Origin of the sequence: Haloferula luteola (genome assembly GCF_014201715.1) — a bacterium.
GTDB classification, from domain to species: domain Bacteria; phylum Verrucomicrobiota; class Verrucomicrobiia; order Verrucomicrobiales; family Akkermansiaceae; genus Haloferula; species Haloferula luteola.
In genome coordinates this window covers 1-23684 of sequence record NZ_JACHFD010000015.1, presented here as the reverse complement: position 1 = coordinate 23684, position 23684 = coordinate 1, and the positions used below count along the sequence as shown (strand labels likewise).

Genomic DNA, 23684 nt, shown 5'->3' with positions numbered 1-23684 from the left:
CATCCTGACAGGGGAGCCCTGCCAGTCAATCGGCGCTGGGATCAGAGTTGAGCCGGAAAAACGACTTCGATGATGGGGGATCCAGTTCGAGGACGGCTTCTCCGTCGAGGATGGTCGGGGACGCTTCGACGGGGGACCAGGATCCGGGAGCAAGCGATGGACTTTGTTCTAGAGTCCAGGAGGTGCTCGCTGGCCAGCGGAGGACGGTCTGGTGGTCCTGCCGATCGATGAAAAGGGTTGGCTGAACCTCGGCTTCGGTGAGAACGAGTTGTGGGCGATAGCCGGGGACTTCCATCGAGGCAAAGGTGACATTGAGGGAGGCGGGGTCCTCCACCGCGGCTTGCAGGAGAAACCCATAGTTGGGATAGGTTCCGTCGAGCCACTCGCGAACCAGGGTGGTGACGTCGATTTCGATCCACTGGTCGGCGGAGTCGTCGGTGATGGCGAACAGGCCGTGCGATTCCGCGGGTTGCAGTTGGCTCCAGCGAAGTGTGGCTACTGCCCATGTCCCTCCTTGTCGGAATATTTCGACGTCCCCTGTACCAAGGTTACCGTAAGTGGGATCAGGTTTGATGACGAAGAGCCGGAGTTTTGCAGAGCCAAGCTGCTCTGGACCGAGGGGAAGGGAGCTGAGATCGAATTGGATGAGCGACCGTTGCGAGTGAGGGGCACCAGTGCCACTGGCGTTGACGCCGAGGGTGGCGATGGAACTGGTCGGGCGATCAAGGTAGGCGTAGACGTCGCTGTCCTGAAGCGGTGTCAGAGTCTGGGCCTGGAAAGAGGTGGCGAGGGCCAGGATGGCGAGGGATTTCACGGTTAGAAAGTCTTGGTAACGGAGAGACTGAAGTTGCGGCCTGGAGCGGTCGTGCGGTCGTCGATGGTATTGCCCCCGAGGTGGCCATTGCCGCGGCGGACGCTCCCCCAGGACCAATATTTTTCGTCGAGCAGGTTGTTCAGGCCAAGGTGGACCTGGAAGTCCTCGACCGGCTGCCACCACATGCCCAAGTCGAGCGTGAACCAGGATGGCGGGAGGAAGTAGTTTCCCTGGTTGGTGGTGTTGTCGACACGATCGACGGCTGCCGTCCAGGTGCCGGTGAGCCGGGTTCCGAAGGTTCCACTGGGGTTCTCGTAGCCGATGTGGGCGATGGCCTGAACTGGCTCGATCGAGTTGAGAGGAAGGTGATCGGTCAGGTTGGTGCCACGGGTCGAAGCGGCGGCGAGGCCGAGTTGCCAGCCATCGGCAGCGCTGTGCAGGGATCCGAGTTCGAGTTGTCCTGCAAGTTCGAGCCCGTAGATCTCCGCCTCGCTGCGGTTCATCGTGGTGAGGATGTCCCGGCCGTCGGTGGTGGTGGCGCCTGTGGGGATTCCGTTTTCAATGAAATTCCGATAATGGGTGTAGAAGGCGGCGGCTTGGATGCGGCCGATGGCGCCTTCGGACTTGATTCCGATTTCGAATGCGTCGCTGGTTTCTTCTTCCAGATCGGGATTGGGGACCGTCATGGATCCGGCCGGACTGCCACCTGACGGAGGATGGTCAAACACCATGGAGAGTTCTTCCGCTGAGGGGTTCCGGACGCCGTGGGCATAGTTGAAATAGGCGCTGATCGGTTCGACGGGACGCCAGGTGAGAGAGAGCCGGGGTGAGAGGGCCAGATTTTGGAAATCGGTCGGTGGTTCCTGGCTGAAGCGACCGAGTTCATTGAGTCGGGCCAAGTAGGCCGCGTTGGGTTGAGGGTCGATGGATTGCCAATCGAGACGGAGGCCGGGGGTGAGAGTCCAGCGGTCGCCGATTTGGATTTCATCCTGGGTGAAAAAGCCGGCACGGAGGGTGTCGGTGGGCGCGAACGCGGTGCGGTTGACATCGGTTGTCGCGCCAGAGTCGAACCGAACGAAGGAGTTTTCCCCGGACTCCAGTGAGAGATCGATGCCACTGGTGAGTCGATGCTCACCACCGAGGGGATCTTCGAATTGGTGACGGGTGGTCGTGGTGAAGCCAGCGATGTCAGTATCGAAGGTGATGCGTTGCCGTCGGAAGCGTTCGGTTCCGGGAATGGGGGTGCCGAGAATCACCAGGGGAAGTGAGGCAGCCTGATTTTCACTGAGGGAACCTGCGTGCTGCCAGTAAAGGTGAGTGTCGAGGCGGTCGAGCCAGGGAGAGGCGGGTTCGAACTCCCAGCGCAGGCTGACGCGTTGGCGATCGAGGTACTGCTTGTTGTAAACGAAATCGGTGAATACAGGAAATGCCGAGGTCACCGCGCTGCGCGCGTCGGTGAAGGTCTCCCGATCGAAGAGTTCGATGGCGAGGCGGAAGGTGTGATCGTTCCAGCGGTGCTCGGCCTTGAGCAGGGCTGAAAGCGAATGGAAGTCAGAGGGATTGGGCGAAACTTCGCCATGGTTGGCGGTTTCCTCTCCCCAGCGACCACCATAGAGAAGCATGACGGCGGAATCACCCTGCCGAAGGGCTCCGCCAACCTGCGTGGCAAAGCTTTGATTCGTCGAAAAATACTGGGTGCGGAGAAGTCCTCCGGAGGATTGCCCTTTGAGGAAGGTCTCTGGGTCGGGGGTGCGGAAGGCAACCACTCCGCCGAGAGCGTCGCTGCCGTAGAGGGCGCTGCCTCCCCCTTTGAGAACTTCGATCATTTCGAACATGGCGGGATCGAAATAGTCGCGTCCAATGCCGCCCGCTCCATCGGAGGCCCCGAGGTCGAAGGAGGTGGAGACGTATTGCGGAGGTTGGCGCACGCCGTCGAGTTCGACGGCGATGCGATTTCCCTCCACCCCGCGGATGTTGATGGACCCGTAGCCACTCTGGCCGTAGGCGAAGGCTCCATCGCCGCTGGTGAAATCAAAGGGCAAGCTGACGGTGGGATCGTACTTGGCGAATCCAGCGAGGTCGAAAGTGCCTTGGCGGATGAGATCTTCGGCGGAGGCCTGGAGTACGGACCCGGGTGAATCGATCCATGCCGTCTGTTGGCGAGTTGCCACAGTGATCACGAGAGGATCGATCTCTCCAGTCAGGATGCTGCCTTCCGGCACCGCGGCGGAGGATTCCTCCGCCGCGGTGGGAAGCGCGAGCACCGCCATCGTGAACGTGATGCGCGGGACGTTCACGGAGAGGGTTCTGAGGTGATCTTGAGGAAGGAGGCGACCGACTTGCGGATTTCCTCGGCAGCGGGCATTTCACCGTCCTCGGCTTCTTCGGAGAGGCTGCCGATCACGTCAAAGCGACGTCCTAGATCGGACGAGGGGCTGACTTCGATGGTGCCGCTGGGGGGAACCAGTTGATCCCAGGTGTCGCGAACTTGCTTCCAGAAATTCTCGGTTTTCTGCCAGTAGGTATTCGCCTTGGCGAAGTCGTGTCCTTCGATGCGGCGATAGGTGTTGAGTCCCGCCTCACGGCAGAGGGGGGCCTGGCGACCATCGCGGACCCGCCATTTGGCATTATCTTGTTCGTGGAACCAGCCGTTGGTGGTGACGGTGTGACGGTTGGTGACGAAGAGAATGTCGTAGTCGTCACGATCTTTTTCACGTCGTGGTTTCGGACGGTGGGCAGTGGCTGTCCAGGTGCTGGAGTCTCCTTGATGAACCCAGGCGGCGAAGCCTTCGTAGCGGGGAGCATCGTCGATCTGGGTGACCTTTTGAGTCCAGGTTCCGCGGACGGTCTCGGGATCAAGTTGCCGGACGGTCCAGTGGTGGTGTCCTTCGAATTCGAGGATACTGGAGTCTTCGTAGGTCCAAGTTTGCGCCCAATGTTTGACGACGGTGGGGCCGACCTGAAGGAGGTGCTGGAGGGTGATGCGGGTGCCCTCGTCTTCGACGAGCTTGACGGTTTCGAAGGCGGACTCGTCGTAGGGCTTTTCCGTCGGGGTGTAGTCCTTTTGAAGAGGAACGGTTTCCTGGAAGTGGAATGAGACCTGGAATTCGCCCGCCATTGCGAGGATGGCGGCGCGATCTTTTTCAAAGGAAGTCGGTTCCGCTGCGGTCAGGGGGGCGATAACGACGAGGAGTCCGGCGAGAGCCGAATGGGAAGGGTTCATGGCGGTGCGATGGAGGTGTTGGAATTCAGCGACGGCGGCGGAACAGGAAGCCGGCCCCTGCGAGTGAGAGGAGGAGCGCGGAGGGCTCGGGCACGACGACCGCCTGGAAGGAGTCGCCAACATCAATGCGGGCTCCGGTCACCGAGCTGTGAACGGCGAGTGGCGTATCGACGGTGACGGAGGTGATGGTGTCTCCGTATGCGGAGAGGTCCCATTGCCAGGCGTAGGAGGAGTAGGCGGTTTCTCCCATTCCGGTGGTGCGCCATTCAGTAGCACCTGCAGCAAAGGCCGTGGCGGCCAATTGGAGCGTTCCAGAGGTGGTGGTAAGAGTCAGGAGGGGACCCCCGGAGTAAGGGAATTCTCCGTTGGGAGAGAGCTCGATTTGGAACACCACCGATTGGATATCGAAGCTCGTGGTCTGGGTGACGGAGGTTCCGTAGTCGGCCATGAAGCTGTAGAGGCCCGAGGAGGCTTGAAAGCCTGGGGAAACGACGCTGAGGGAGCCGCTTCCGGAATCCGCAGCAAGGCCGGTGTTGGAGGAAGTAAGGTCGGTCCAAACGGTGGTCGACTGCTCACTGCTGGAGAGGTCGATGGTATCGAGCAGGACGGCGCCGTGGGACAGTCCGAGGACGGAGGCTAGGGCGATGAGGTATTTCATGTTAGTCGGAGTTCGCCCCCCCGGATGATGAGATGTGGGGGAGGGGGCGGGAAGATGCTCCGACGTGCTGGGATCGGGCTAACGGTGGGTTGCCAACGATCGACGGTAGATTGCCCAAAAGGAGAGGGGCGTGACCACCGAATCGAGAAGCCCCGGGAAGGAAGCTCTTCTGGGCGGGCTCCTCCCGGGGCTTACGATAACCTCTCTACAGTGAAGTCAGGGAAACTTCCTCTCAGCGTGGTGACGTCATTTCCCGGTGCCATGTTGGCGGGTGAAGGGCGGGGCGAGAACCGGCGGGCGGTCTCGTGATGTGCAAGTGTTGCACGTTTGTTGGCTCGAAGCCTCGGAAGGCAGTGGTTGACCGGTGGTCGGGCGGCTCCCCCAGGAGTGGACAGCCAAGGGTGTCCACACTCTGATTCCGCCCGACCACTCCGATCGGTGGGCCTTTTTGATGGGCCCTCTCGTCCCGAGGGACCGGAGCGAGTTGGTGGCCGTCCCCCCAGACGGCGGGAGGGAGTATGAGGGGGAAGGTGCCTGAGGGTCCAAGGATTGCAGGGGGGAATCCATGCAGGTTTTGCACTCCGAGCATCGGCGGATGAGGGTGCAATCTCGGTCGATATCTCATTTCGATTTGAGGTTCCGCGGCTTTCGAGGGAGGATCGACCCCCGGAGGGCCTTGAGACGGAGGGTCGCAGTGGATTCATGAGTGATTTTCCCAAGACAAGCTGTCGAACGCCTACGGGACCGGGGGGAGCGTTGCGATCCCGGTTGATGGTGGTGGAGGACGATTGTGTCTCGGCGGAACTGGTGGCGAAGTTGGCGGGAAAAGCTGGGTTTGAGGTCGATGTGTTTGGTTCGTGCGAGGAGGTTGAAGATCGCCTTGGCGATGCCGGGGAGACGTGTCCGTGGCATTTGATGATCCTCGATCTTGGGCTTCCGGATGGTGACGGGATCGGCCTGATGCAGAAGATTCAGGGGCGATACCCGCGACTGCCGTGTGTGATGCTGACGGCAAGGGACCGGGCGGAGGATGCGGTGCGGGCCCTGAAGGCGGGGGCGGTGGATTACGTGGTGAAGCCCATCGTGCCGGCGGTGTTTTTCGAGCGGATTCGAGGCATCGTCGATCAAGGGGAGTTGCGCAGACCGGCCGAGATCGGATTCGATGAAGGATTTGTTTGGCGGTCACCCTCCATGCTGCGGGTTCGGGAGTTGTTTCGGCAGGCGGTGGTGAGCGATCGGCCGCTGTTGATCGAAGGGGAGCCGGGGCTGGACAAGGTGCGGTTGGCGCGGCGGGTGCATGATTTGACCACGGCGGAGGAAGCCAAATGGGTGGAGATTGATTGTGGATCGGGGACGTCTGACGAGCTGTTCAGTCGGTTGTTTGGCGGGGAGGTGGAACGGGCGGGGGCTTTGGAAGGGCACATGCGGAGGGTGGGCGTGCTGGAGTCGCCTCACCCCGCGACGGTGGTTTTGCGACGTTTTGAGCATTTGGATCCTGAAGTTCAGGAGGCCCTGTTGGAGCGGTTGAAGTTGGCGGCATTGCCACCGGGTTGCCGATTGGTGGCGGTCAGTGATCGATCACTGAGACAGTTGTTGGGATTGGCGGAACTCGATGAGGATCTGGTCTATCGACTCTCGGTGTTGCACTTGGCGCTCCCGCCGCTGCGGGAGCGGGTGCAGGATTTGGTCGCCTATTGGGAATACTGTTTGGCGAGAGAATGCGTGGCCCAGAAGGTGAAACGCCCGATGCTGGATCGCGCGGCCAAGAATTGGATCGCAGACTATCGATGGCCGGCGAATTTGTTTGAAGTGCGTGCCTCGGTGAAAGCGGTGTTGGCTGCGGCTCTCGATGGGGAAATCACGGCTGCTCACTTCGAGGAGCAACTGCCCCATTGGCGGCATCGCTTGGGTGACCCGGGATTGGGCCAGACCAGCGACCGACTGCGTGATCTGGAGAAGGAAGCGCTGATTCAGGCGCTGCGGGCGGTGAAGGGAAATCGGCGGCGGGCCGCGAAGGCCTTAGGGGTGAGTCTGCGGACGGTTTACAACATGTTGGACCGCCACGAATTGCGGGAGATGAAATTTTGAGGAGGGTGTGAGATGAAGATTTCTCCTGCAAAGGGTCTCGACGGAGATTTGATTGGAGCCTTGATCGAGGCGCTGGGGGTGGATGAGTTCCTGTCCTTGGCGGAGCGTGCGCTCCGGCAGGCGAACGAGGGGTGGAGACAGTGGCGTGGAGACGGAGGAGAAGTGCTGGAGGCGGATGCGCGACGAAGCTTGGCGCACCGGCTGAAGGGATCGGTGGCGGCGGTGGGCCTGAAGAGTTTGGCTGCGGAATTTGCCCGGTTGGAAGCCGGCATCGCGCAGGGCGGGAAGGAAGATCCTTGGGTGCGACAGGCCATGGAGGCCTCTCTTGACGAAGCGGAGTTGTTCCTGAAGAACCTTGCGAGTCACCCTGCATGAAGGATCCATTGGTACGACGTTTTGCTTCGAAGCCCGATGGTTCCCCGGGCAAGCTGAGCCGCCGTGTCTGGATCATCGGGCTCGGGGGGTGCATGATTCCGATCTGGGTCGGATGTCGGCGCAAGGTGGCGATGGCCGCTCGTCCGCCCTTGCTCGATGAGTTGGCGGCCCGATTGGAGGCCTCGGTGATGGAGACGGAAGCTCAGTGCCTGGAGTTGGTGGCGAAGGTGGCCGATGCCTATGGCAGGTTGCAGGAGTTATCGGAGGGGCGCGACTTGTCGGAATACGCGGTTTCGGCGGAGGGAGTTGTTTATCGCCCGGATGCGATCGCGTCGGGAGAGCCTGCGGTTTTTGTTTCTGGAGCGGTCCCGATGTCCCCGGAGATTGAGGCGGTGGTGCTGGCGACGGAGGCCGTCGACCCGGGGTTGAAATCCGTGGTGGAAGAGCACCTTCCGGTCGTTCAGGCCTACTACAATGATCGGCATAGCTTCAACCGCATCTACCCGCCTTTCGATGTGTTGATTCAGTATCCGGCGGGAATGATCATTCCCGACTACAATTTTTACTATCTAGCGGATGCGCGACATAACCCGGATCGCACGGCCGTGTGGGTGAACGAGCCTTACGTGGATCCGGCAGGACGGGGATGGATGGTGTCGTGTGTGGCACCGGTGTATGTAGGCGATCAACTCGAAGGGGTTTGTGGCTTGGACATCACCATTGAGGCTCTGGTGAGGGAGCTGGATTTGGAGAAGGAGAATCGGTTTTTCCTCCTCTTGGCGGAGGATGGGACGGTGGTGGCAACGGGGGAGGCGATGATTCAGGTACTGCGGTTGCCCCCGCTCAAGAACCATCGATATGTGGACACGGTGCGTTCGGATATTTTTCGATCAGGGCACTACAATTTGCTCAAGAACAGCTCGGCAGAGATTCGGTCAATGGGCCGGGAGGTCTTGGCTCCCGGATGTTCGCAGGCTGAGCTGAATTTGGATGATCGGCGGTGGGCGGTGCATGTCCGCGACATTCGTCACCTGCGCTGGAAGATGCTGGCCTTCAGCGTGATGGAATGAAGGAGAAAGCTCCATCGGGTGGAGAGGTGCCCCTGGGTCGCGTGGCTCGGTTCTCGCGATCATTGAACCTGTGGTATGTGCTGGCCTTCTCGTTGCTGTTTTTGACGGTGGCGTTGTTCTTTTCGAGCCGAATCATGCGGGCGGAGACGACGGCAGCAACGACTCGCTTGAAGGCCTTCACGGCGGGTGCTTCACGGCATTTGGAGAGTCAGTTTGAGGGGCTGCATGACGATTTTCGGCTGCTGGTGTCATTGGATGCTTTTCACAGCTATCAGAGCAAGGGGGACACGTCGGAGGAGAGCCGTCGCAACCAAGCCTTGGTGCGGCGCTTCTTTGCCCGGCATCAGGAGTGGGTGGACCGGATCACGGTGGATCTGCGGGATGGCGGGTCTTTTGATATTCGGATTCTTCCTGGGAATTATTTGAGTGTTTCTCAGGTTCGTCCGATTCCCTCCCAATGGTCCGGGCTGAGGACACCACGCGTGCGGCACGAGGGGGAGTTCCTGGTGCTGTCGGAATGGCTGCCCAAAGGAATGGATTCTCCGGTGGCGGCCGGGCATTTGGTCGTGCGCCACCGGGAGTTTCTGCGATCCGGATTGGAAAGTTACTTGATGGGGCAATCGGATTTGTGGATCTGGTCGATCCGACCGGATTTCAAACCGGATTTGATTCGCCATCCCTTGTCTCCTGAACGGTCATCGACTTTTCGCGTCACGGAGGACAGCATGGATTATTTCCGGCAGTTGCTGGATGACGGGTTGGAAGGTATCCGAGCTCATGAGGTGTTTTTTCCGGAGCCGCGGAAGGTGATTTCGGTATTCAATCCGGTGAGTCTCGCCGGGGTGCCGATGGGTTTGGTCTTTTCGACGGAAGAGGAACGGCATTTGGCCAGTCTGCACCGTTTGTCCGGGTTTTTGCTGGCAGTATTTTTGGGGGCAGTGGTGTTGATGGGGACGTGGTTTGGGATCACGTATGCAAGGATCCGCAAGTCAGAGGAGGCGGAAGTGACGGCGCGGCGGGAGGCAGAATTGGCGACACGGGTGAAGAGCGATTTCGTTGCGGCCATGAGCCATGAAATCCGCACTCCCTTGCACGGGGTGCTGGGCTACGCGGGATTGCTGAAACAATCGGGTCTGGATGGGGAGCAGCAACGGCACATTGATATCGTGCTGAAGTGCGGGGATCATCTGTTGACCTTGCTCAATGATATTCTGGATTTTTCGCGGCTGGAGGCGGGGGCTCTGAAGCTGCGGCATGACGAGTTCTCACCTGCGGCGATGGTGGCTGAAGTGGTGGAGCTCTTGTCCTCTGCTGCGCAAGGGAAGGGTTTGACTTTTGAGGAGCGAATGGACCCGGGAGTGCCCGCGCAGGTTCGAGGGGATGGCCCTCGAGTGCGGCAGGTGCTGTTCAATTTGGTCGGGAATGCGATCAAATTCACCCAGCAGGGGGGAGTTTCGATCCGGGTCCAACGAGGGGAACGGCAGACCTTGCGCTTTGAGGTGGTGGACACGGGAATTGGCGTCGATCCTGAGCAGCGTGAGTTGTTGTTTTCGCCGTTCAGCCAGATTGATCGGTCGAGCAGCCGGTCCTACGAAGGGAGTGGATTGGGATTGGCGATCTGTAAGCGGATCGTCGACCAGATGGGTGGAATGATCGATTTCACCAGTGAGCCGGGAAAGGGCAGCGGCTTTTTCTTTGAGATTCGATTGCCTGAGGTTCCAGAGGGCACGGCACCGGTCAAACCCGGGGGGAGAATCCTTTGGATCGGTGGCGAGCCGGATGCGAGGTTGCTGCATGCGGTCGATGAACTGGGGGCCACGTTGCGGATGGTGACGGACTCTGCGGATGCGGTGCATGAAATGCGTTCTACTCGTCCGACCTTGGTGGTGAGCATGGGCGAGGGCCCATGGGATGAGGCTGTCGCCACAGCGGCGAGGTCGCAGAGCCCACCCGTCCCGTGTGTCTGGTGGCCTCGTCCGGGCGCGGATGATCGATTTGAAAAGGATCCTGCTGCTTGGTTGATCAAAGCCATGGAGGGGGCGTCCACGGAGGGATCTCCCGCGGCCCCACCTGCCGATCCTCCAGCAGAGAGCTCAGGGGAGGTGATGATCGTCGATGACAACGAGGTGAACCGTTCTTTGTTGGGTGCGTTGCTGAAACGGCAGGGGCTTCAAGTGGTGGAGGCAGGGGGAGGCTTGGAAGCTCTTCATCGGTCCGCGGAGATCTCTTGTCGGTTGATTTTCATGGATGTGGAGATGCCGGGGATGGATGGGTTGGAGGTCACTCGACGGATTCGGGCGGAAGAGGAACATCAAGGACGCCATCGCGCGGTGATCATCGGTCTCTCGGCACACGCCTTCAGCGAGGACCGGGAGGTGGCCCTGGCGGCGGGGATGGACGATTATTTGGCGAAGCCGATCACTCCGGCGGAATTGGATCGGGTCGTGCGCTTGCATTGGGGTGGAGCCGGGGATGCAAAGGTTTGACGGGTGAGTGCCTCGGCAAGCTTGCCAGATGACTTGGGAAGTCGGAGGGTCGGGCCATGGAAGGAACCCTCTGGTGCCTCCACGGAGGCGTGGGGATGGCGGAAGATTGGCGGGGGTTTTCGGTCCCGGGATGGGCGGTGAAAAGGGTCGATCTGTGGCGATTTCTCGACTGCTGCCCAATGTCGCTTAGGGAGTTTGGCAGGGCGCTGAACGACGAGGCCGCGGCGCGCTCGGGGCGGAAGGTCTTGATGGGCTATTCGATGGGAGGTCGTCTGGCATTGCATGCCCTGATGGGGGGAGGAAGTTGGGATGCCGCCGTAGTCATTTCCGCGCATCCAGGGCTTGAAGACCTGACAGAGAGAGCGACTCGACGGGCCCGGGATGCCGAGTGGGCCGCCCGTGCATTGAAGAGTCCGTGGTCCGAATTCTTGGAGGCATGGAATCGGCAGGCGGTGCTCGATCGAGGTTCCAGTGCCACGGAATTGCGCTGGGGGGATCGATCGAAGCTGGAACTTCGGCGTGCCTCGGTGGCACGCAGCTTTGTCGACTGGTCGTTGGGGGCCCAAGATCCGCTTTGGGGGAGCTTGCTGGGGATTCGAGTTCCGTTGTTATGGGTGGCGGGTGAGGAGGATGGAAAGTTCCGTGCTCTGGCCGAACGCGCCGTGGCCTGTGGGGGATTTGATGGCTGGTTGGCTCCGGGATCCGGGCATCGGGTGCCGTGGGAATCTTCGCAGTTTCCGTCCCGGGTGGGAGAATTCCTTGAGCGGTCGGTTTCCTAGGTCACACTCGCGGCGTCATGTGGACCGCAGTGCGTGAATTTGAGGACATTCGTTACGAAACGACGGATGAGGGCCAGATCGCCAAGATCACCATCAACCGCCCGGAAGTGCGCAATGCCTTCCGTCCGCAGACGGTGAAGGAGATGCTCATTGCCTTTGAGATGGCGCACGAAGACCCTCAGGTCGGGGTGGTCATCCTGACGGGCGAAGGAGATTTGGCTTTCTGTTCCGGGGGAGATCAAAAGGTGCGCGGACATGCGGGCTATGTCGGAGATGATGGCGTCCCCCGGCTGAATATCCTCGATGTGCAAAAGAAGATCCGGCAGATGCCCAAGCCGGTGGTGGCGATGGTTGCCGGCTATGCGATTGGTGGTGGGCACGTGTTGCATGTGGTGTGCGATTTGACGATTGCTGCCGAGAATGCCCGTTTTGGCCAAACCGGCCCCAAGGTGGGCTCTTTTGATGGAGGCTTAGGATCGAGCTATTTGGCGCGCATCGTGGGCCAAAAGAAGGCGCGTGAGATTTGGTATTTGTGCCGCCAGTACGATGCGCAGCAAGCGCTCGAAATGGGCCTCGTGAACACGGTGGTTCCCCTGGAAAGCTTGGAAGCAGAAACGCTCCAATGGTGCCGCGAAATGTTGGCTCACTCGCCCCTCGCGCTGCGCTGCTTGAAGGCGTGCTTGAACGCCGACTGTGATGGTCAGATGGGGCTGCTCGATCTCGCCGGAAATGCCACCCTGCTCTACTACATGAGTGAGGAAGCCAAGGAGGGGAAAAACGCATTTGTGGAGAAGCGGAAGCCGGACTTCTCGAAGTTCCCGCGGGTCCCCTGAGCAGCAACTGGCGATGATCAAGGCGATCCTTTTGGCGACCCGCCCGAAAACCTTGCCCGCTGCGGTGGTCCCGGTGTGGGCGGGCTGCGTGTTGGCTTGGAAATTGAGTGGTGCTTGGAGCCCGCTGCTCGGGGTGTGCACCGTGCTCGGGGCTCTGTGCATTCAAATTGCCACGAACTTCTTCAACGACGCGATCGATTCGGCCAAGGGTGCCGATACGGAACGTCGGGTCGGTCCGCAGCGAGTGACCGCCAGTGGCCTGATGACCCCGCGTACGGTGATGATGGGCGGCGGGGTTTTTCTGCTGCTCACCGTGGCCTTCGGAGTGCCTCTCTATCAGGCGGCGGGGTGGCCGATTCTGGCGATGGGTGCGATTTCGATTTACCTTGCGTATGGATACACGGGCGGACCTTTTCCCCTGGCCTACCGGGGGATGGGAGAAGTGTTTGTGATCCTCTTTTTTGGGATCGTGGCGGTCATGGGCACCGTTTTCATCCAACTGCGGGAATGGCGTTGGGAAGCCCTTTTGCTAGGCCTTCAGGTAGGCTTCCTTTCCGCTGTGCTGATTTCCATCAACAACTTGCGGGATCGAATTGAGGACGCGACGACGGGCAAGCACACGCTGGCGGTGCGATGGGGGCCGAAGGTCGCGCGGTTGTTGATCTGGGCAGAAGTGAAAATCCCCGTGCTCTTGGCAATCTTGTGGTTGGTAATAGGGTTGCCTTGGTTGCTATTGGCGGTGCTTCCCGTGCTGACATTGGGAATGCGAATCAGCTGGGGAGCGCTCTCAATGGACGAAGGCCCGGGCATGAATCGGCTACTTGCCATGGGAGGGCTCCAGTTGGTGGCGTTCGCCGGGGCTTTCCATTTGGCGGCAGTGTTCGGGCCATAGATCCTCAATCCCCAAAAAAATACCCGGGGCGGATCGTTCCACCCCGGGTCATGAAGCCAATCGAACCGGATCAGGGCTTAGCGCCGACGGCGCAGGAGAGCCAGCCCTCCCAGTGCACTGAGGAGAGTCAGGCTCGGCTCAGGAACGGATGAAAGAGTGAGGAAGCCCGAGGGGGTCAGAGCCTCATCCGAAATGCGAACTTCGTCGATGAATCCATAGGCGCGGTCGCCATGGCCACCTCCATAGAGGCCGCGGCCAATGGAGAAGTTCCCCGCATCCCAGTCGCCACCGTCGCCGGTGCCGGCAGTCATGGTGGTGTCGGTGCTGCCACTCAGGGTCATATCAGTGGATGCGATGAGGCTCCAACCGCCCCCCGCGTCGACATCGCGGAGGTAGAGGGAAAGCGTCGATCCATCACTCACGGCGGAAGCGCTGTACCACGGAGCCGTGTCTCCGGCATTGTCAGATGCGAAGTCGAAGCTGGTGAAAATGTTGGTGGCGGAGGTCGCATCGTGCCAGACGCCGGTGACGTCCGCAAATTTGATGGCCAGAGCGTTGTCAGGAGTCGCCTGCAGATAGAGGGCCGCCAAGTCGCCGTTGATGGTGGCGGCGCCTTGGGAATCCCGACCGATGATGGTGCGCCAGCCGCCGTTCTCGAGTTTGAAGCTCACCTCAATGGTGAAGGTCGCAAAAGTCATGGTTTGCAGTGCGCTTCCCGTCTCCGTCCACATGGCGGGGCCTCCACCCGTGTTGCGGACGCTCAGGTTGTTCGCCACGCCATTGACGTAGGCACCTCCAACATTCGAATTGTAGGCGTAGCCTGCATTTCCACCATCGGACCATGTGGACAGGTTGTAGCCGTTACCGGAAACGTCGGTGATCGCACCGTAGTAGGTTCCGTCGGCTTGACCATTGCGATCGACGTTTGACCCGGCGGAGCCTTCTTCGAAACGCCAGTAGGCGACGGTGCTGGCCTGCAAGGAACCAGCGATGCAGCCGCATGCGAGCGACCACATCCAGGGATGGGTTTTCATCTTGGGTTGATATGGGGTTGAGTTGGGGCACCCGGGGGTTGATACCGGGTGGCCGACTAGGTGACCGGCTTTGCGAAGGGGCGACAAGGGGAAAGCCCCCACGATGGAGGGGTAAGGCGTCATGGGGAAACGGTTCTTGAACGAGGTGCCTTCGAATCGGGCGCATGAAGAGGGGAATCAGGATTCAGGGAATATCCGTTTGGAAATCCTGGGGATCCGGCCCAGTTTCCCGGCGTGGCCGAGGATCTTTGGTATTGGAAATACAAACTGACGGCGCGCCAGCCGGTGAATGCGAAAAGTCAGCGCCGTGAGTTCGTAGGGGCTCTGGTCCGCATCGACGAGGGATTTGGATGCCTTCATCCGTGGCCGGAGCTGGGGGATCCAAGCTTGGAGAAGTGTCTGGAAGATCTGGCGGGGCCGCGGCGATGGTCTTTGGTGAGGCGCACGGTGCGAAGTGCCAAGGAAGATGCGGATGCCCGTTTCATCGGGGATCCCTTGCTGGAGGAGATCGATGTGCCGAAGAGTCACGCCACGCTTCCGTGGCAGGATGATCGGATTCTCGAAAGCGCAGTGAGCAAAGGTTTCGACCGGATCAAGATGAAGGTGGGTCGGGATCGAGCCGCGGAGCAACGTTACTTGATCGAGGCTGCTGCGAAGTTTCCCAACCTGCGTTGGCGTCTGGATGCGAACGAGACTTTTGAGCCGGCCGAGGCGGAATCATTTCTCTTGGGACTGCCCGAGGAGTTTCGCTGGAAGATCGATTTCGTGGAGGACCCGTGCCCGTATGCGGAGTCGACTTGGTCGGCGCTCAAAAGTCGCTGCGGGGTTCCTCTAGCAGTTGACCGCGAGGCGGCTCCCGTGAGTTCGGCGGCTCAGGTGATGGTCGTTAAACCGGCTTCGGATGAGCCCTGGTTGTTGGCGGAAGCGGCGGTGTCGATGGGACAACAGGTCATCGTCACCAGTTCGATGGAGCATCCGCTGGGGCAATGTGCTGCGGCGTGGGAGGCGGCCAAATTGAATGTTCAGTTTCCCGGATTGGTGGGAGTTTGCGGGTTGCAAACTCACCATCTGTTCACGCCTTGCCCTTTTTCGGAGCGCCTTGGGCGATGGTCCCCTGAATTCCAATCGCCGGGCGGAACAGGATTGGGATTCGACGATTTGTTGGAGCGATTGCCATGGAAGAAACTCAGCTAAGAGATCCCGGGTTTTGGCTCTCGGACCTTCCGTGGGCACCGGGAGCGGAAATGCCAGTGGTGGAAGGAGAGGTGCCGGGTTTGATTTTCTTTCGGACCTCGGGGTCGACTGGAGAGCCGAAATGGATCGGATTGCATCGGGAAGCTCTGCTCTGCTCGGCAGCCGCGGTGAATCGGCATCTTGGAGTGACTGCGAGCGACGTTTGGGGCGCGCTGCTTCCGCTTCATCACGTCGGTGGCTTTGGAGTTCTTGCCCGGGCATTTGAAGCGGGTAGCGAGTTTCGTCGTTTTCACGGCAAGTGGGATCCACGAGCCGCGTCCGCATGGATGGAGAAAGAACAGGTGCATCATTGCCCGATGGTGCCCACACAGATCCACGATCTCGTCGCGGCGAAATTACGCGCACCTAGGGCGTTGCGGACCGTCGTCGTGGGAGGTGGAAGTTTACCGGATGCCCTGGGCCGGGCTGCTCGGAATCTTGGGTGGCCTGTTCTTGCCAGCTACGGCATGACGGAAGCGGGATCTCAGATCGCGACTCAAAAAATCGATCAACTGGAAACCGATTACCAAGCATTTCCGATTCCCGTCATGGCTCACTGGCGGGTGATGCCCACTCCCGACGGACGATTGGAGATTTCCGGTCCCGCGTTGTTTTCCGGCATGATTCGTCGTGTCGAAGGTTGCTTAAAGTATGAGCCACGGAAGGGATCGAGTTTTTTGACTTCCGACCGCGTGCTCGTTGAAGAGCGGGGGATCTCGGTGCTGGGTCGGGCCGATCGCCAAGTGAAGGTCCTCGGCGAACTGGTGGATCTCGACGACTTGGAGCGAATTTTGGGGCCGGACGTGCTTGTGGTCGGATTGCCCGATGCACGGAAAGGCCAGGAGCTGGTTCTCCTGGCGATCGACGAAAACGTCGCTCAGCGAGTGGAGTCGCACAATGCACGGGTGGCGGGTCCGTGGCGCATTCAGCGCTGGATGAAAGTGGCCCGCTTGCCGCGGACTCCCTTGGGGAAGCTCGATCGTCGAGAAGCCCGGCGGATGATTGAAAATCTGAGCTGATCCATGGTGGTCAGCTTGCTACGGTGCCTGTCGGAATAGCATCCGACCTGGAAGGAATTTGCTTACCCCGTGAGTCTGGCATTCCGCCTGCTCAAAACAGGGTTGAAGTACGATTCCGACCCTTGTTTTTGGTTGCGTCTCGCACAGACCTATTCATATTTCATACAGCTTGATTAGTTTGAGCCATCATCTTCCGCCTCGATGCGGATCGACGGAGCCCGCGGGTGGTCCGGGCGATCGTCTTCACCGAATCGCCACCCGTTGAATCCCCAAATCCATCGCTCCCGATGATCCAGCCGATCGAAGACTCCCAAACTCACTTGTTCGAAGAACCGAATGGCAAAACGGGAGGCGGCAAACGGCGAAAGGGAGGTTTTAAGCAGGAAGAAGCCCGAGAGTTTGGTCTCCAGGCGCCGTCTCAGGTGGTGAAGAACTTTGTGCTCGATACCAATGTCCTCATCCACGATCCAGGCTGCCTGAGCCGATTCAAAGAGCACCATCTGTGCATCCCGGTAGATGTCCTTGCCGAACTCGATCGGTTCAAGTCCGAGCAATCCGAGCGTGGCGCGAATGCCCGCCGAGTTCATCGGCGCCTCACTGAGCTGTTTACGAGTTCTGATGCGATCACCACCGGAGTGCCGACGGAAGGTGGCGGCACATTGCGGATGGTGATCTACGATCCGCTTAGTTGTCCGAAGAATTCGGAGATGCTGAATCGGTTCCATCGAGTGTTTCCGGACCGCGAGCGAGTTGACCACCGCATCATGGCGGCAACTTTGCTTTTGATGCAGCACAATACGGCACCTGTCGTACTGGTGACCAAGGATATCAATCTGCAACTCAAGGCGCGAGCGATGGGCATCGCCTGTGAGGACTACCTCAATGATAAGGTCGACCCGCGGGAGGTGGCGACTTACGATATCCGTAGGATTGAGGTGGATCCCAGCGAACTGCAACGTTTCGCGAGTTCGGGAGAGTTGATTTTGCCCCACGAACGGCGTCCGGAGGTCGTGCTCAATCAATATGTGCTGCTCATCGCAGGAGAGAAACAAACAATGCCCGCCCGATTGGCGAGTGAAGGACGATTGGTTCGGCTTCAAGTTCCGGACTCCCTAAAGATTCCGGATGGCATCGCACTCAAACCGATGAATTTGGGCCAACGGTGCCTTATTGATGCCTTGTTGAGTCCTGATATTTCGTTGGTGACCTGCTATGGTCACGCCGGAACTGGGAAAACTCTCGTTGCCGTCGCGGCGGGTCTTCATGAGATGTTCAATCGGAAATACAACGGACTCACCGTGAGTCGCCCGGTGGTCGCGATGGGTGAGCAATTGGGGTTCCTTCCCGGGACCCTTGAGGAAAAGATGCGCCCATGGTTGCAGCCGATCCACGATGCTCTGGAGCTTTTGATGTGCCCACCGACTCCGGCGGGGCCCCGGCGCAAGCAGAAGCAGCAGGTCGATGGCGCGAAGAAGCCCTATGAGCTCTTATTGGAGCAAGGAGTGATCGAAATCGAAGCCCTCGCCTATATTCGAGGCCGGTCCATCCCCAATCGGTTCTTCGTCCTGGATGAAGCGCAGCAGTTGACGCCTCAAGAGGCGAAAACGGTGGTCACCCGGATGTCACGAGGGTCGAAGCTGGTGATGGTGGGGGATCCAGCGCAGATCGATAATCCGTATGTCGACAGCCGCAGCAATGGTCTGGTCTACACTCGAAACCGCCTGAAGGGGCAGCCCTTTGTCGCTCATGTTCCATTGAGCCGCGGAGAGAGATCAGAGCTTGCGGAAGCGGGTGCAACTCTGATGTAGGGAGCGGGTCACCCCGGGAAAGGGAGATCTTTCCCGGGCCCATCCCGCGATTTCGGGGAATCCAGCCCGACATGAAAGCTTTACGTAAGGGGGTGCGTTGAGGGAGAAATCGTTCTCTCCTCGATTCCTCCCATGCGCAAGCTCCCTATTCTTCTGCTCGCCCTTACCGTATCACCCTGCCTGTGGGCCGATCCCCTGACGGCCTCCGACCGGGAGACTCTGCTGGGTCAGCTCGACAAGCTACAAGATGCAGCGGACGCGCGGGTTGCAGGCCGTTTTGCCGTCGCCGTCGCCGCCTTTCGGGAGGCAGCGGCGAGTGAAGAAGCGGCGGTCTCCTTGTATTTGAAGTGCATCGAGAAGGTGCAGTTCGATGATCAGTACCGCAAAAGCCAGGACTTTCGAGAATGGCGCCGCAACGAGGCGGAAAAGCTCAAGAGCATGAGCTTCAAGCGGGCTCTTCGGCATCAGCTACGCTGGCTGATTTTGACATTGAAGGTGGCCTCCAATGAATCACCCGATGTTTCCTTTGAGGGGGAAGCCTCTCAACTGGTGAACGAGGTTTTCGGCGATCTGAAAAACCTCAAAGATCAGCAACAGACCCTCAAACAGTCGGTGATGGGGACGGTTTTTGCTCAAGCTTACAAGTTGACGAACGTCTCGGTGAAAAACTGGCCCATGTCTCCTGTCGACCTCAAGCAGGTGTATGACGAGGTGATTCTTCCTCCCTACCGGAAACTGGAACGGGTGGATGACTTGAGGGCGGCGTGGATGAAGCGCATCCAACAGGAGAGTGATGCTCAGGAGATTTGGACGCGGCAGCGTCGGGATCGCGAAGAAGATGACAAGCGAGTGGGGACGAAGGAGGCTCTGCGGACCCCGGAAATGGAGAAGTTCATCGCGGAGGTCTATCCCGATTTGTTGTGGCAGATGGAGGTGGACGTTTTCCAGGCAGGTGACGAACGCGCCGCCGCCCTGAGGATGTTCCAGCACATCGAAAAATACATGTCCCATCCAAAGGTCGAAGGATGGGCAGAGCAGTTGCGTTCCCTCCTGACCGTGCAGAAGGCGGAAGAAATTCCGGCGGATAGCATGCCCGCGGAGTCGTAGGATCGTTGTGGATGATGGGGTTTGCCGTTGGGCGACTGAGTTCATGGTGCTCTCGCTGGACGATTGTCAGTGAAGGCAGTGATCAGGACATGGACAGCGACTTGATCGGAGTTCCGACCCGATGGGTGGCCGAGCGACCAAGACCTCGCTCATCACGCCTGGCCTCAGCGCATTCATGCAAGTTGTGAGCGGTGGATTGCCCATGGTTTGGGCGCTCCACGTTTCCGCAAACGGCGGTGTTTGTGGGCGTCAGCTTGTTGAGACGAAAGGCGACGAGGCGGCAGGCAACACGGCGACGGGTGACGAGATGGACGTCGAGCTCGATCCGATCCTCCCCGCGGCAGTAGTCGTGGATGCCATAGGCGAGAGCCTGAACGGAGTCGTCTGCGGTGTTACCCGTGGGATTCCGCCTAGTCCTTTCTCCAACACCAATCCGCTTTATCCCAGATCATCCCGAGCCCTACTTCCTTGGAATCATTTCCGGCTATCTCAGAACAGGGCATTTGAACCCATGGAACATTTGAGCCTCCGAGCCTCAGTGGAGCCCGACTTGTCTGAATCCCGTCAAATCAACCCGATTTGCTGTCACTCCGCGATGATACAGCCGTCGCAGTTCGGCTCCGCCAACCCATTCGGAAAGAGTGGAATAGGCGGGCATGGGTCCCGGGAAGTCCTTGTCAGATCAGCGCTTGCAAGACAAGATCGTGCAGCACGCCGTGCGGCGGATCCTGGAAGCGATCTGGGAGGAGGATTTCCACGAGGAAAGCATCGGCTACCGTCCCGGGAAAGGTGCCCGCCAAGGCTCGTATGAGCTGCGCGAGGCCCTGCAGGGCGGCAGCTACCGCTGGGTCGTGGAGGCCGACATCCGGAGCTTCTTCGATCACGTTGACCACGGCTGGCTGGTGCGGATGCTCGAAGAGCGCATCGCGGATCGTCCGCTGATCCGCCTCATCGTGAAATGGCTCAAGGCCGGTGTGATGGATGAAGGACGAGTGGAGCACCCCGCGACGGGGACGCCTCAAGGGGGAGTCATCTCCCCGATCCTCGCCAACATCGATCTCCACCATGTCATGGACCCATGGATCAAGAAAGTGGTGGCAAAGCACTGCAAGGGCCGTGTGCTCTTCCGGCGCTATGCGGACGACAGCGTGGTGTGCTTCGAGCGGGAAGACGACGCGCGGGCCTACCTGCGCGTGTTGCCAAAGCGGCTGGAGAAATTCGGCCTCAGCCTCGCCGCGGAAAAGAGTGCGCTGGTGCGCTTCGACCGGAAAGAGCCGGACCAGAGCGGGAAGTTCACCTTCCTCGGCTTCGACTTCTACTGGGCGAGGTCGGGGCGTGATCCGCGGTGGGTCTTCATCAAGCGGCGCACCAACAAGGAGAAATTCCGTTCCAGCCTGCGGGCGATGAACGCATGGCTCCGCAAGGTGCGTTGCGGCAAGCTGGCCGACTTCCTAACGGTACTGCGCAGGAAACTGCGCGGCTACTGGAACTACTACGGGGTGATCGGCAACTCGTCGATGACCGCGAAGGACCAGCGTGAGGTCAATCGACTGCTCTACAAATGGTTGAACCGCCGCAGCCAGCGGCGCTCGATGACCTGGAAGCAGTTTGGTCGTCGTCTCCCCGGCTGGGAGCTGCCCCCACCGCGAGTGGTGGAGGTGCCGCCGACTCCCGCCTTGCCGCGAACTGCAATGAATGCATGATGGAAATCAGAAACCAAAACCAAGGACCAGCGCTGCACCGGCTGCGCGTTCATCCGAGGAGCCCGGTGCGGTAATTCCGCACGCCGGGATCTGCGAGGGGGGGGCGCCGGGCGACCGGCGTCCCTACCTCAATCTGCAAAAAATTCCCATGCGCATCGCAACCGCCATCTTGGTATTATTCACGCTGTGCCAAACAGCCATGGGCTTCTTTCTGCCTTTGACAACCAAGCAGAGAATCGCCAAATCGACCGTGATTGCTGTGATCGAGGTCAAGCAAGTGGACTATGAGAAGGGCCGGAGTGAAGCAACCGTGATAGAAGAGGTCCGGGGCACGAAAGCTGGTGAGAAGATTGAAGTATGGGACGATTGGCACCAAGAAGCTGACGGTTCCGAGAGCCGTATCTCTGGACGAGATCCCTACCTTGAAGTCGGAAAGTGTTATCTTATTTATTTGACGAAGGACAAGAGGGGCAGACTCGTGACGGTTCAATCTTCGTTGGATTGCCTGAGAGTGGAGGGAGGCAAGGTCAACAAGGAGGGAGAGACGGGTTCCGAGCCTCTTGTTGACGAGCTCAAACGTATCCGGACCATCCTCGCAGAAATACAGAAGGAATAGTTTCAAGTTTGAAGCGCGACAGGAGATAGGCCATCATAGATTTCGTTCGGAGTCCTGAATTTCAGTCGCTTTCGCGGCCGTTTGTTCATCTTCTCGGCGATCTTTGTGCACTCCCGCTGCGTTAGCCCCGCCAGGTCTTCGCCCTTCGGGAGATACTGCCGGATCAGGCCGTTGGTGTTCTCGTTCGTGCCCCGTTCCCAGGAGTGGTGGGGAGTCGCGAAGTCGATCGTCGTCCCCAGCGACTTCTCCACCCGCTTGTCGTTGTGGAACTCGCATCCGTTGTCCGCCGTGATCGTCCGCACCGGGTTCTGCTCTCCGCTCAGAAGCTTCACGGTCCGCGATCCGGTCTGGGCCATCGAGATCCTCTCCAGCTTGCCGATCCGCACCAGGCCGCTGCGACGCTCGACGATGGTCACCACGCCCGCCTTGCCCTTCCCGTGAACCGTGTCGATCTCCCAGTCCCCGATCCGCGACCTCCTCTCCACGACTGCAGGAGGCTTGCCGATCATCCGCTTTCCCGCCAGCCTCACGCGGCTGTCGTTGCGGCCATACCTCTTCCGCCGCTGTTTGCGCGCTCCACGCAGGTGCCGCCACAGCGTCCCGCCATGCCGACGGTCCAGCCAGATCCACTTGTAGATCGTTTCATGGCTCATCGTGCCTCGCCGCTCCAAGCGCATGCGGCCGACCACCTGCTCCGGGCTCAGATCCTCTCTCAGCAATTCCTCCACCGGCTCGAAGTCCCCGGGTCCATACCTCATGTTGCGCCTTGATCGCTTCTGCCGGCCGCTCGCCTTCCAGCACGCGTGGATCGCACGGTAGCCACCGTCATGCGCCGACGCGTTGCGTTTCAGCTCCCAGTAGATCGTGCTCCGGTGCCTGCCCAGCCGCCTTGCGATCTCTTCGACCTTCACGTAAGCTCCGCGCATCGCGGCGATCGCATAACGCTCCTCTTTGCATATTTGAACGTATTCCACACCACCTAACTGTCGCACTTCGCTCTTGAATCCAAGAAGCCGAACAAGGCGGCGCTGGACAACCCGCTACCCAGTCCGAGTCGGATTCGGAGGGTAGCGACAAACCCCAACCTGAATCGGAGGGGAGTTCCCGGTAGCGGGTGCCAGGCCTTCGTCGTTCGTCTTAAAAATTATGTTTTTGCGTATAGCCATAGTTCTTTTCGTGGGCGTTGCATTCGGTGGAAGCAGGGTTGCGGCACTGGATGCCCCTGCACCACCTGCGCCCAAGACACTGGCGTGGACCGTTAAGCAAGCGAATCGCAGGCTGCCAACAGTTGATTTCACGGGAACTCGGGTAGATTGTGCGATTGAACTCCTTGGCTCGTCGATGACTTTGCCGGGATACTACCTGAAGATCGATGCTTCGAAGATTCAAGAGCGCTTCGACCGAAAGTTGGATTTGCACCTCAAGGATGTTCCTTGGATCGAGGTGATGGGGGCTATTGCGGATGCTGTTGATGCCAAGCTTGTGATCGAGCCAGGCCTTCTGCGGTTCGTGCCGCGAGGCGAGAGAATGCAACCCGCAAGAACAGAATGACGAATAAGTCGGAGATGGCGACCCCTCACAGCGGCCTTGGCACAGGGCTGTCATGGTGGTTCCATCCGGCAATGGAAATCGGAGCGCCGCCATGAGGGTCGGTGAGCCATTCCTCTGACGTTGCTATGGCTGCCTCTTTGTCAACGGGCAAAGTTCTCCTATTTACATCGTAGGTGATGAGGTGCTGGCGTCCGGCTCAACGCGTCGGGGACCGGGATGAGACAGGGCGTTTTGATCCAGTGTGAATCAGCAGTTCGCCTACGGCTTTGTATGCTGCTATTCGTGGGCTGCCCCGCTTGCGCGGGACCTGTCCAACAGGTTCTTTGTTCACGTTTGTGGCTCCCTTGGTTCAGTCTAGCTACGGGTGCTCTCCCGGCGTGGCCGGGATCACCCAG

The 23684-nt window shown here is 59.6% G+C and carries 20 protein-coding genes; 14 read left to right on the top strand and 6 right to left on the bottom strand.

Annotated features, from left to right (window positions below; genetic code table 11):
- Positions 1 to 25: 25 nt before the first annotated feature.
- Genes HNR46_RS14280 through HNR46_RS14265 form a run of 4 tightly spaced genes read right to left on the bottom strand, consistent with a single transcriptional unit; the run spans position 26 to position 4695 of the window.
- Positions 26 to 814 (bottom strand): DNRLRE domain-containing protein, encoded by a 789-nt coding sequence (locus HNR46_RS14280; protein ID WP_184019964.1) that lies wholly within the window; start codon positions 812 to 814, stop codon positions 26 to 28.
- A 2-nt stretch (positions 815 to 816) separates the two neighbouring features.
- On the bottom strand, positions 817 to 3111 hold the full coding sequence (locus tag HNR46_RS14275) for a TonB-dependent hemoglobin/transferrin/lactoferrin family receptor (protein ID WP_184019962.1): 2295 nt from the start codon (positions 3109 to 3111) through the stop codon (positions 817 to 819).
- On the bottom strand, positions 3108 to 4037 hold the full coding sequence (locus HNR46_RS14270; protein ID WP_184019960.1) for a DUF6607 family protein: 930 nt from the start codon (positions 4035 to 4037) through the stop codon (positions 3108 to 3110). Before HNR46_RS14270 ends, HNR46_RS14275 begins: the two co-directional genes overlap by 4 nt.
- A 25-nt stretch (positions 4038 to 4062) precedes the next feature.
- Positions 4063 to 4695 (bottom strand): PEP-CTERM sorting domain-containing protein, encoded by a 633-nt coding sequence (locus tag HNR46_RS14265; RefSeq protein ID WP_184019958.1) that lies wholly within the window; start codon positions 4693 to 4695, stop codon positions 4063 to 4065.
- 702 nt (positions 4696 to 5397) lie between these two features.
- On the opposite strand from HNR46_RS14265, the gene HNR46_RS14260 reads away from it, so the two are divergent.
- The 7 genes from HNR46_RS14260 to menA are packed head-to-tail and all read left to right on the top strand — an operon-like array spanning position 5398 to position 13218.
- Complete coding sequence (locus HNR46_RS14260) at positions 5398 to 6783, top strand: sigma-54-dependent transcriptional regulator (RefSeq protein WP_184019956.1); 1386 nt, start codon at positions 5398 to 5400, stop codon at positions 6781 to 6783.
- A 12-nt stretch (positions 6784 to 6795) separates the two neighbouring features.
- The gene (locus tag HNR46_RS14255) at positions 6796 to 7158 is read left to right on the top strand and encodes an Hpt domain-containing protein (protein WP_184019954.1); all 363 of its coding nucleotides are present in this window, start codon (positions 6796 to 6798) and stop codon (positions 7156 to 7158) included.
- A complete protein-coding gene (locus HNR46_RS14250; RefSeq protein WP_184019952.1) occupies positions 7155 to 8228 on the top strand; it encodes a hypothetical protein in 1074 nt (357 codons plus the stop codon). Before HNR46_RS14255 ends, HNR46_RS14250 begins: the two co-directional genes overlap by 4 nt.
- The gene (locus HNR46_RS14245; protein WP_184019950.1) at positions 8225 to 10714 is read left to right on the top strand and encodes a hybrid sensor histidine kinase/response regulator; all 2490 of its coding nucleotides are present in this window, start codon (positions 8225 to 8227) and stop codon (positions 10712 to 10714) included. The genes HNR46_RS14250 and HNR46_RS14245 overlap by 4 nt, the downstream gene beginning before the upstream one ends.
- A 56-nt stretch (positions 10715 to 10770) precedes the next feature.
- Positions 10771 to 11493 (top strand): alpha/beta fold hydrolase, encoded by a 723-nt coding sequence (locus HNR46_RS14240; RefSeq protein WP_184019948.1) that lies wholly within the window; start codon positions 10771 to 10773, stop codon positions 11491 to 11493.
- A gap of 17 nt (positions 11494 to 11510) precedes the next feature.
- The gene (gene menB, locus HNR46_RS14235) at positions 11511 to 12326 is read left to right on the top strand and encodes a 1,4-dihydroxy-2-naphthoyl-CoA synthase (RefSeq protein WP_184019946.1); all 816 of its coding nucleotides are present in this window, start codon (positions 11511 to 11513) and stop codon (positions 12324 to 12326) included.
- A 13-nt stretch (positions 12327 to 12339) separates the two neighbouring features.
- Positions 12340 to 13218 (top strand): 1,4-dihydroxy-2-naphthoate octaprenyltransferase, encoded by an 879-nt coding sequence (menA, locus tag HNR46_RS14230; protein ID WP_184019944.1) that lies wholly within the window; start codon positions 12340 to 12342, stop codon positions 13216 to 13218.
- A 77-nt stretch (positions 13219 to 13295) separates the two neighbouring features.
- On the opposite strand, the gene HNR46_RS14225 is transcribed toward menA, so the two are convergent.
- Positions 13296 to 14252, bottom strand: coding sequence for a LamG domain-containing protein (locus HNR46_RS14225; protein WP_184019942.1), 957 nt, complete (start codon positions 14250 to 14252; stop codon positions 13296 to 13298).
- Positions 14253 to 14486: 234 nt separating this feature from the next.
- Here HNR46_RS14225 and HNR46_RS20965 point away from each other — a divergent pair, with 234 nt between their 5' ends.
- The 6 genes from HNR46_RS20965 (at position 14487) to HNR46_RS14195 (ending at position 21738) form a co-directional block, all read left to right on the top strand.
- Entirely contained in the window at positions 14487 to 15446 is a 960-nt protein-coding gene (locus HNR46_RS20965) for an enolase C-terminal domain-like protein (RefSeq protein ID WP_184019941.1), read from the top strand.
- Positions 15428 to 16504, top strand: a complete 1077-nt coding sequence (locus HNR46_RS14215; protein ID WP_184019939.1) for an AMP-binding protein — start codon at positions 15428 to 15430, stop codon at positions 16502 to 16504. The genes HNR46_RS20965 and HNR46_RS14215 overlap by 19 nt, the downstream gene beginning before the upstream one ends.
- A 287-nt stretch (positions 16505 to 16791) precedes the next feature.
- Positions 16792 to 18312 (top strand): PhoH family protein, encoded by a 1521-nt coding sequence (locus HNR46_RS14210; protein ID WP_184019937.1) that lies wholly within the window; start codon positions 16792 to 16794, stop codon positions 18310 to 18312.
- Positions 18313 to 18444: 132 nt separating this feature from the next.
- Positions 18445 to 19419 carry a hypothetical protein gene (locus tag HNR46_RS14205; RefSeq protein ID WP_184019936.1) on the top strand — a complete coding sequence of 325 codons (975 nt, stop codon included), beginning with the start codon at positions 18445 to 18447 and terminating at the stop codon, positions 19417 to 19419.
- Between the two features lie 704 nt (positions 19420 to 20123).
- Entirely contained in the window at positions 20124 to 21122 is a 999-nt protein-coding gene (locus tag HNR46_RS14200; protein ID WP_221285178.1) for a reverse transcriptase domain-containing protein, read from the top strand.
- Between the two features lie 148 nt (positions 21123 to 21270).
- Entirely contained in the window at positions 21271 to 21738 is a 468-nt protein-coding gene (locus HNR46_RS14195; protein ID WP_184019932.1) for a hypothetical protein, read from the top strand.
- Positions 21739 to 21740: 2 nt separating this feature from the next.
- Here the strand turns inward: HNR46_RS14195 and HNR46_RS14190 are convergent, their stop codons facing one another.
- Positions 21741 to 22712, bottom strand: a complete 972-nt coding sequence (locus HNR46_RS14190) for an IS30 family transposase (protein ID WP_184020103.1) — start codon at positions 22710 to 22712, stop codon at positions 21741 to 21743.
- A 172-nt stretch (positions 22713 to 22884) separates the two neighbouring features.
- On the opposite strand from HNR46_RS14190, the gene HNR46_RS14185 reads away from it, so the two are divergent.
- Positions 22885 to 23289 (top strand): hypothetical protein, encoded by a 405-nt coding sequence (locus tag HNR46_RS14185; protein WP_184019930.1) that lies wholly within the window; start codon positions 22885 to 22887, stop codon positions 23287 to 23289.
- The last annotated feature ends 395 nt before the right edge of the window (positions 23290 to 23684 follow it).

Coding starts and splice junctions, on each gene's coding strand:
- HNR46_RS14270 (WP_184019960.1), bottom strand. CDS start 4,037: ATGAACCCTTCCCATTCGGCTCTCGCCGGACTCCTCGTCGTTATCGCC.
- HNR46_RS14265 (WP_184019958.1), bottom strand. CDS start 4,695: ATGAAATACCTCATCGCCCTAGCCTCCGTCCTCGGACTGTCCCACGGC.
- HNR46_RS14260 (WP_184019956.1), top strand. CDS start 5,398: ATGAGTGATTTTCCCAAGACAAGCTGTCGAACGCCTACGGGACCGGGG.
- HNR46_RS14255 (WP_184019954.1), top strand. CDS start 6,796: ATGAAGATTTCTCCTGCAAAGGGTCTCGACGGAGATTTGATTGGAGCC.
- HNR46_RS14250 (WP_184019952.1), top strand. CDS start 7,155: ATGAAGGATCCATTGGTACGACGTTTTGCTTCGAAGCCCGATGGTTCC.
- HNR46_RS14245 (WP_184019950.1), top strand. CDS start 8,225: ATGAAGGAGAAAGCTCCATCGGGTGGAGAGGTGCCCCTGGGTCGCGTG.
- HNR46_RS14240 (WP_184019948.1), top strand. CDS start 10,771: ATGGAAGGAACCCTCTGGTGCCTCCACGGAGGCGTGGGGATGGCGGAA.
- menB (WP_184019946.1), top strand. CDS start 11,511: ATGTGGACCGCAGTGCGTGAATTTGAGGACATTCGTTACGAAACGACG.
- menA (WP_184019944.1), top strand. CDS start 12,340: ATGATCAAGGCGATCCTTTTGGCGACCCGCCCGAAAACCTTGCCCGCT.
- HNR46_RS14225 (WP_184019942.1), bottom strand. CDS start 14,252: ATGAAAACCCATCCCTGGATGTGGTCGCTCGCATGCGGCTGCATCGCT.
- HNR46_RS14215 (WP_184019939.1), top strand. CDS start 15,428: ATGGAAGAAACTCAGCTAAGAGATCCCGGGTTTTGGCTCTCGGACCTT.
- HNR46_RS14210 (WP_184019937.1), top strand. CDS start 16,792: ATGATCCAGCCGATCGAAGACTCCCAAACTCACTTGTTCGAAGAACCG.
- HNR46_RS14205 (WP_184019936.1), top strand. CDS start 18,445: ATGCGCAAGCTCCCTATTCTTCTGCTCGCCCTTACCGTATCACCCTGC.
- HNR46_RS14195 (WP_184019932.1), top strand. CDS start 21,271: ATGCGCATCGCAACCGCCATCTTGGTATTATTCACGCTGTGCCAAACA.
- HNR46_RS14185 (WP_184019930.1), top strand. CDS start 22,885: ATGTTTTTGCGTATAGCCATAGTTCTTTTCGTGGGCGTTGCATTCGGT.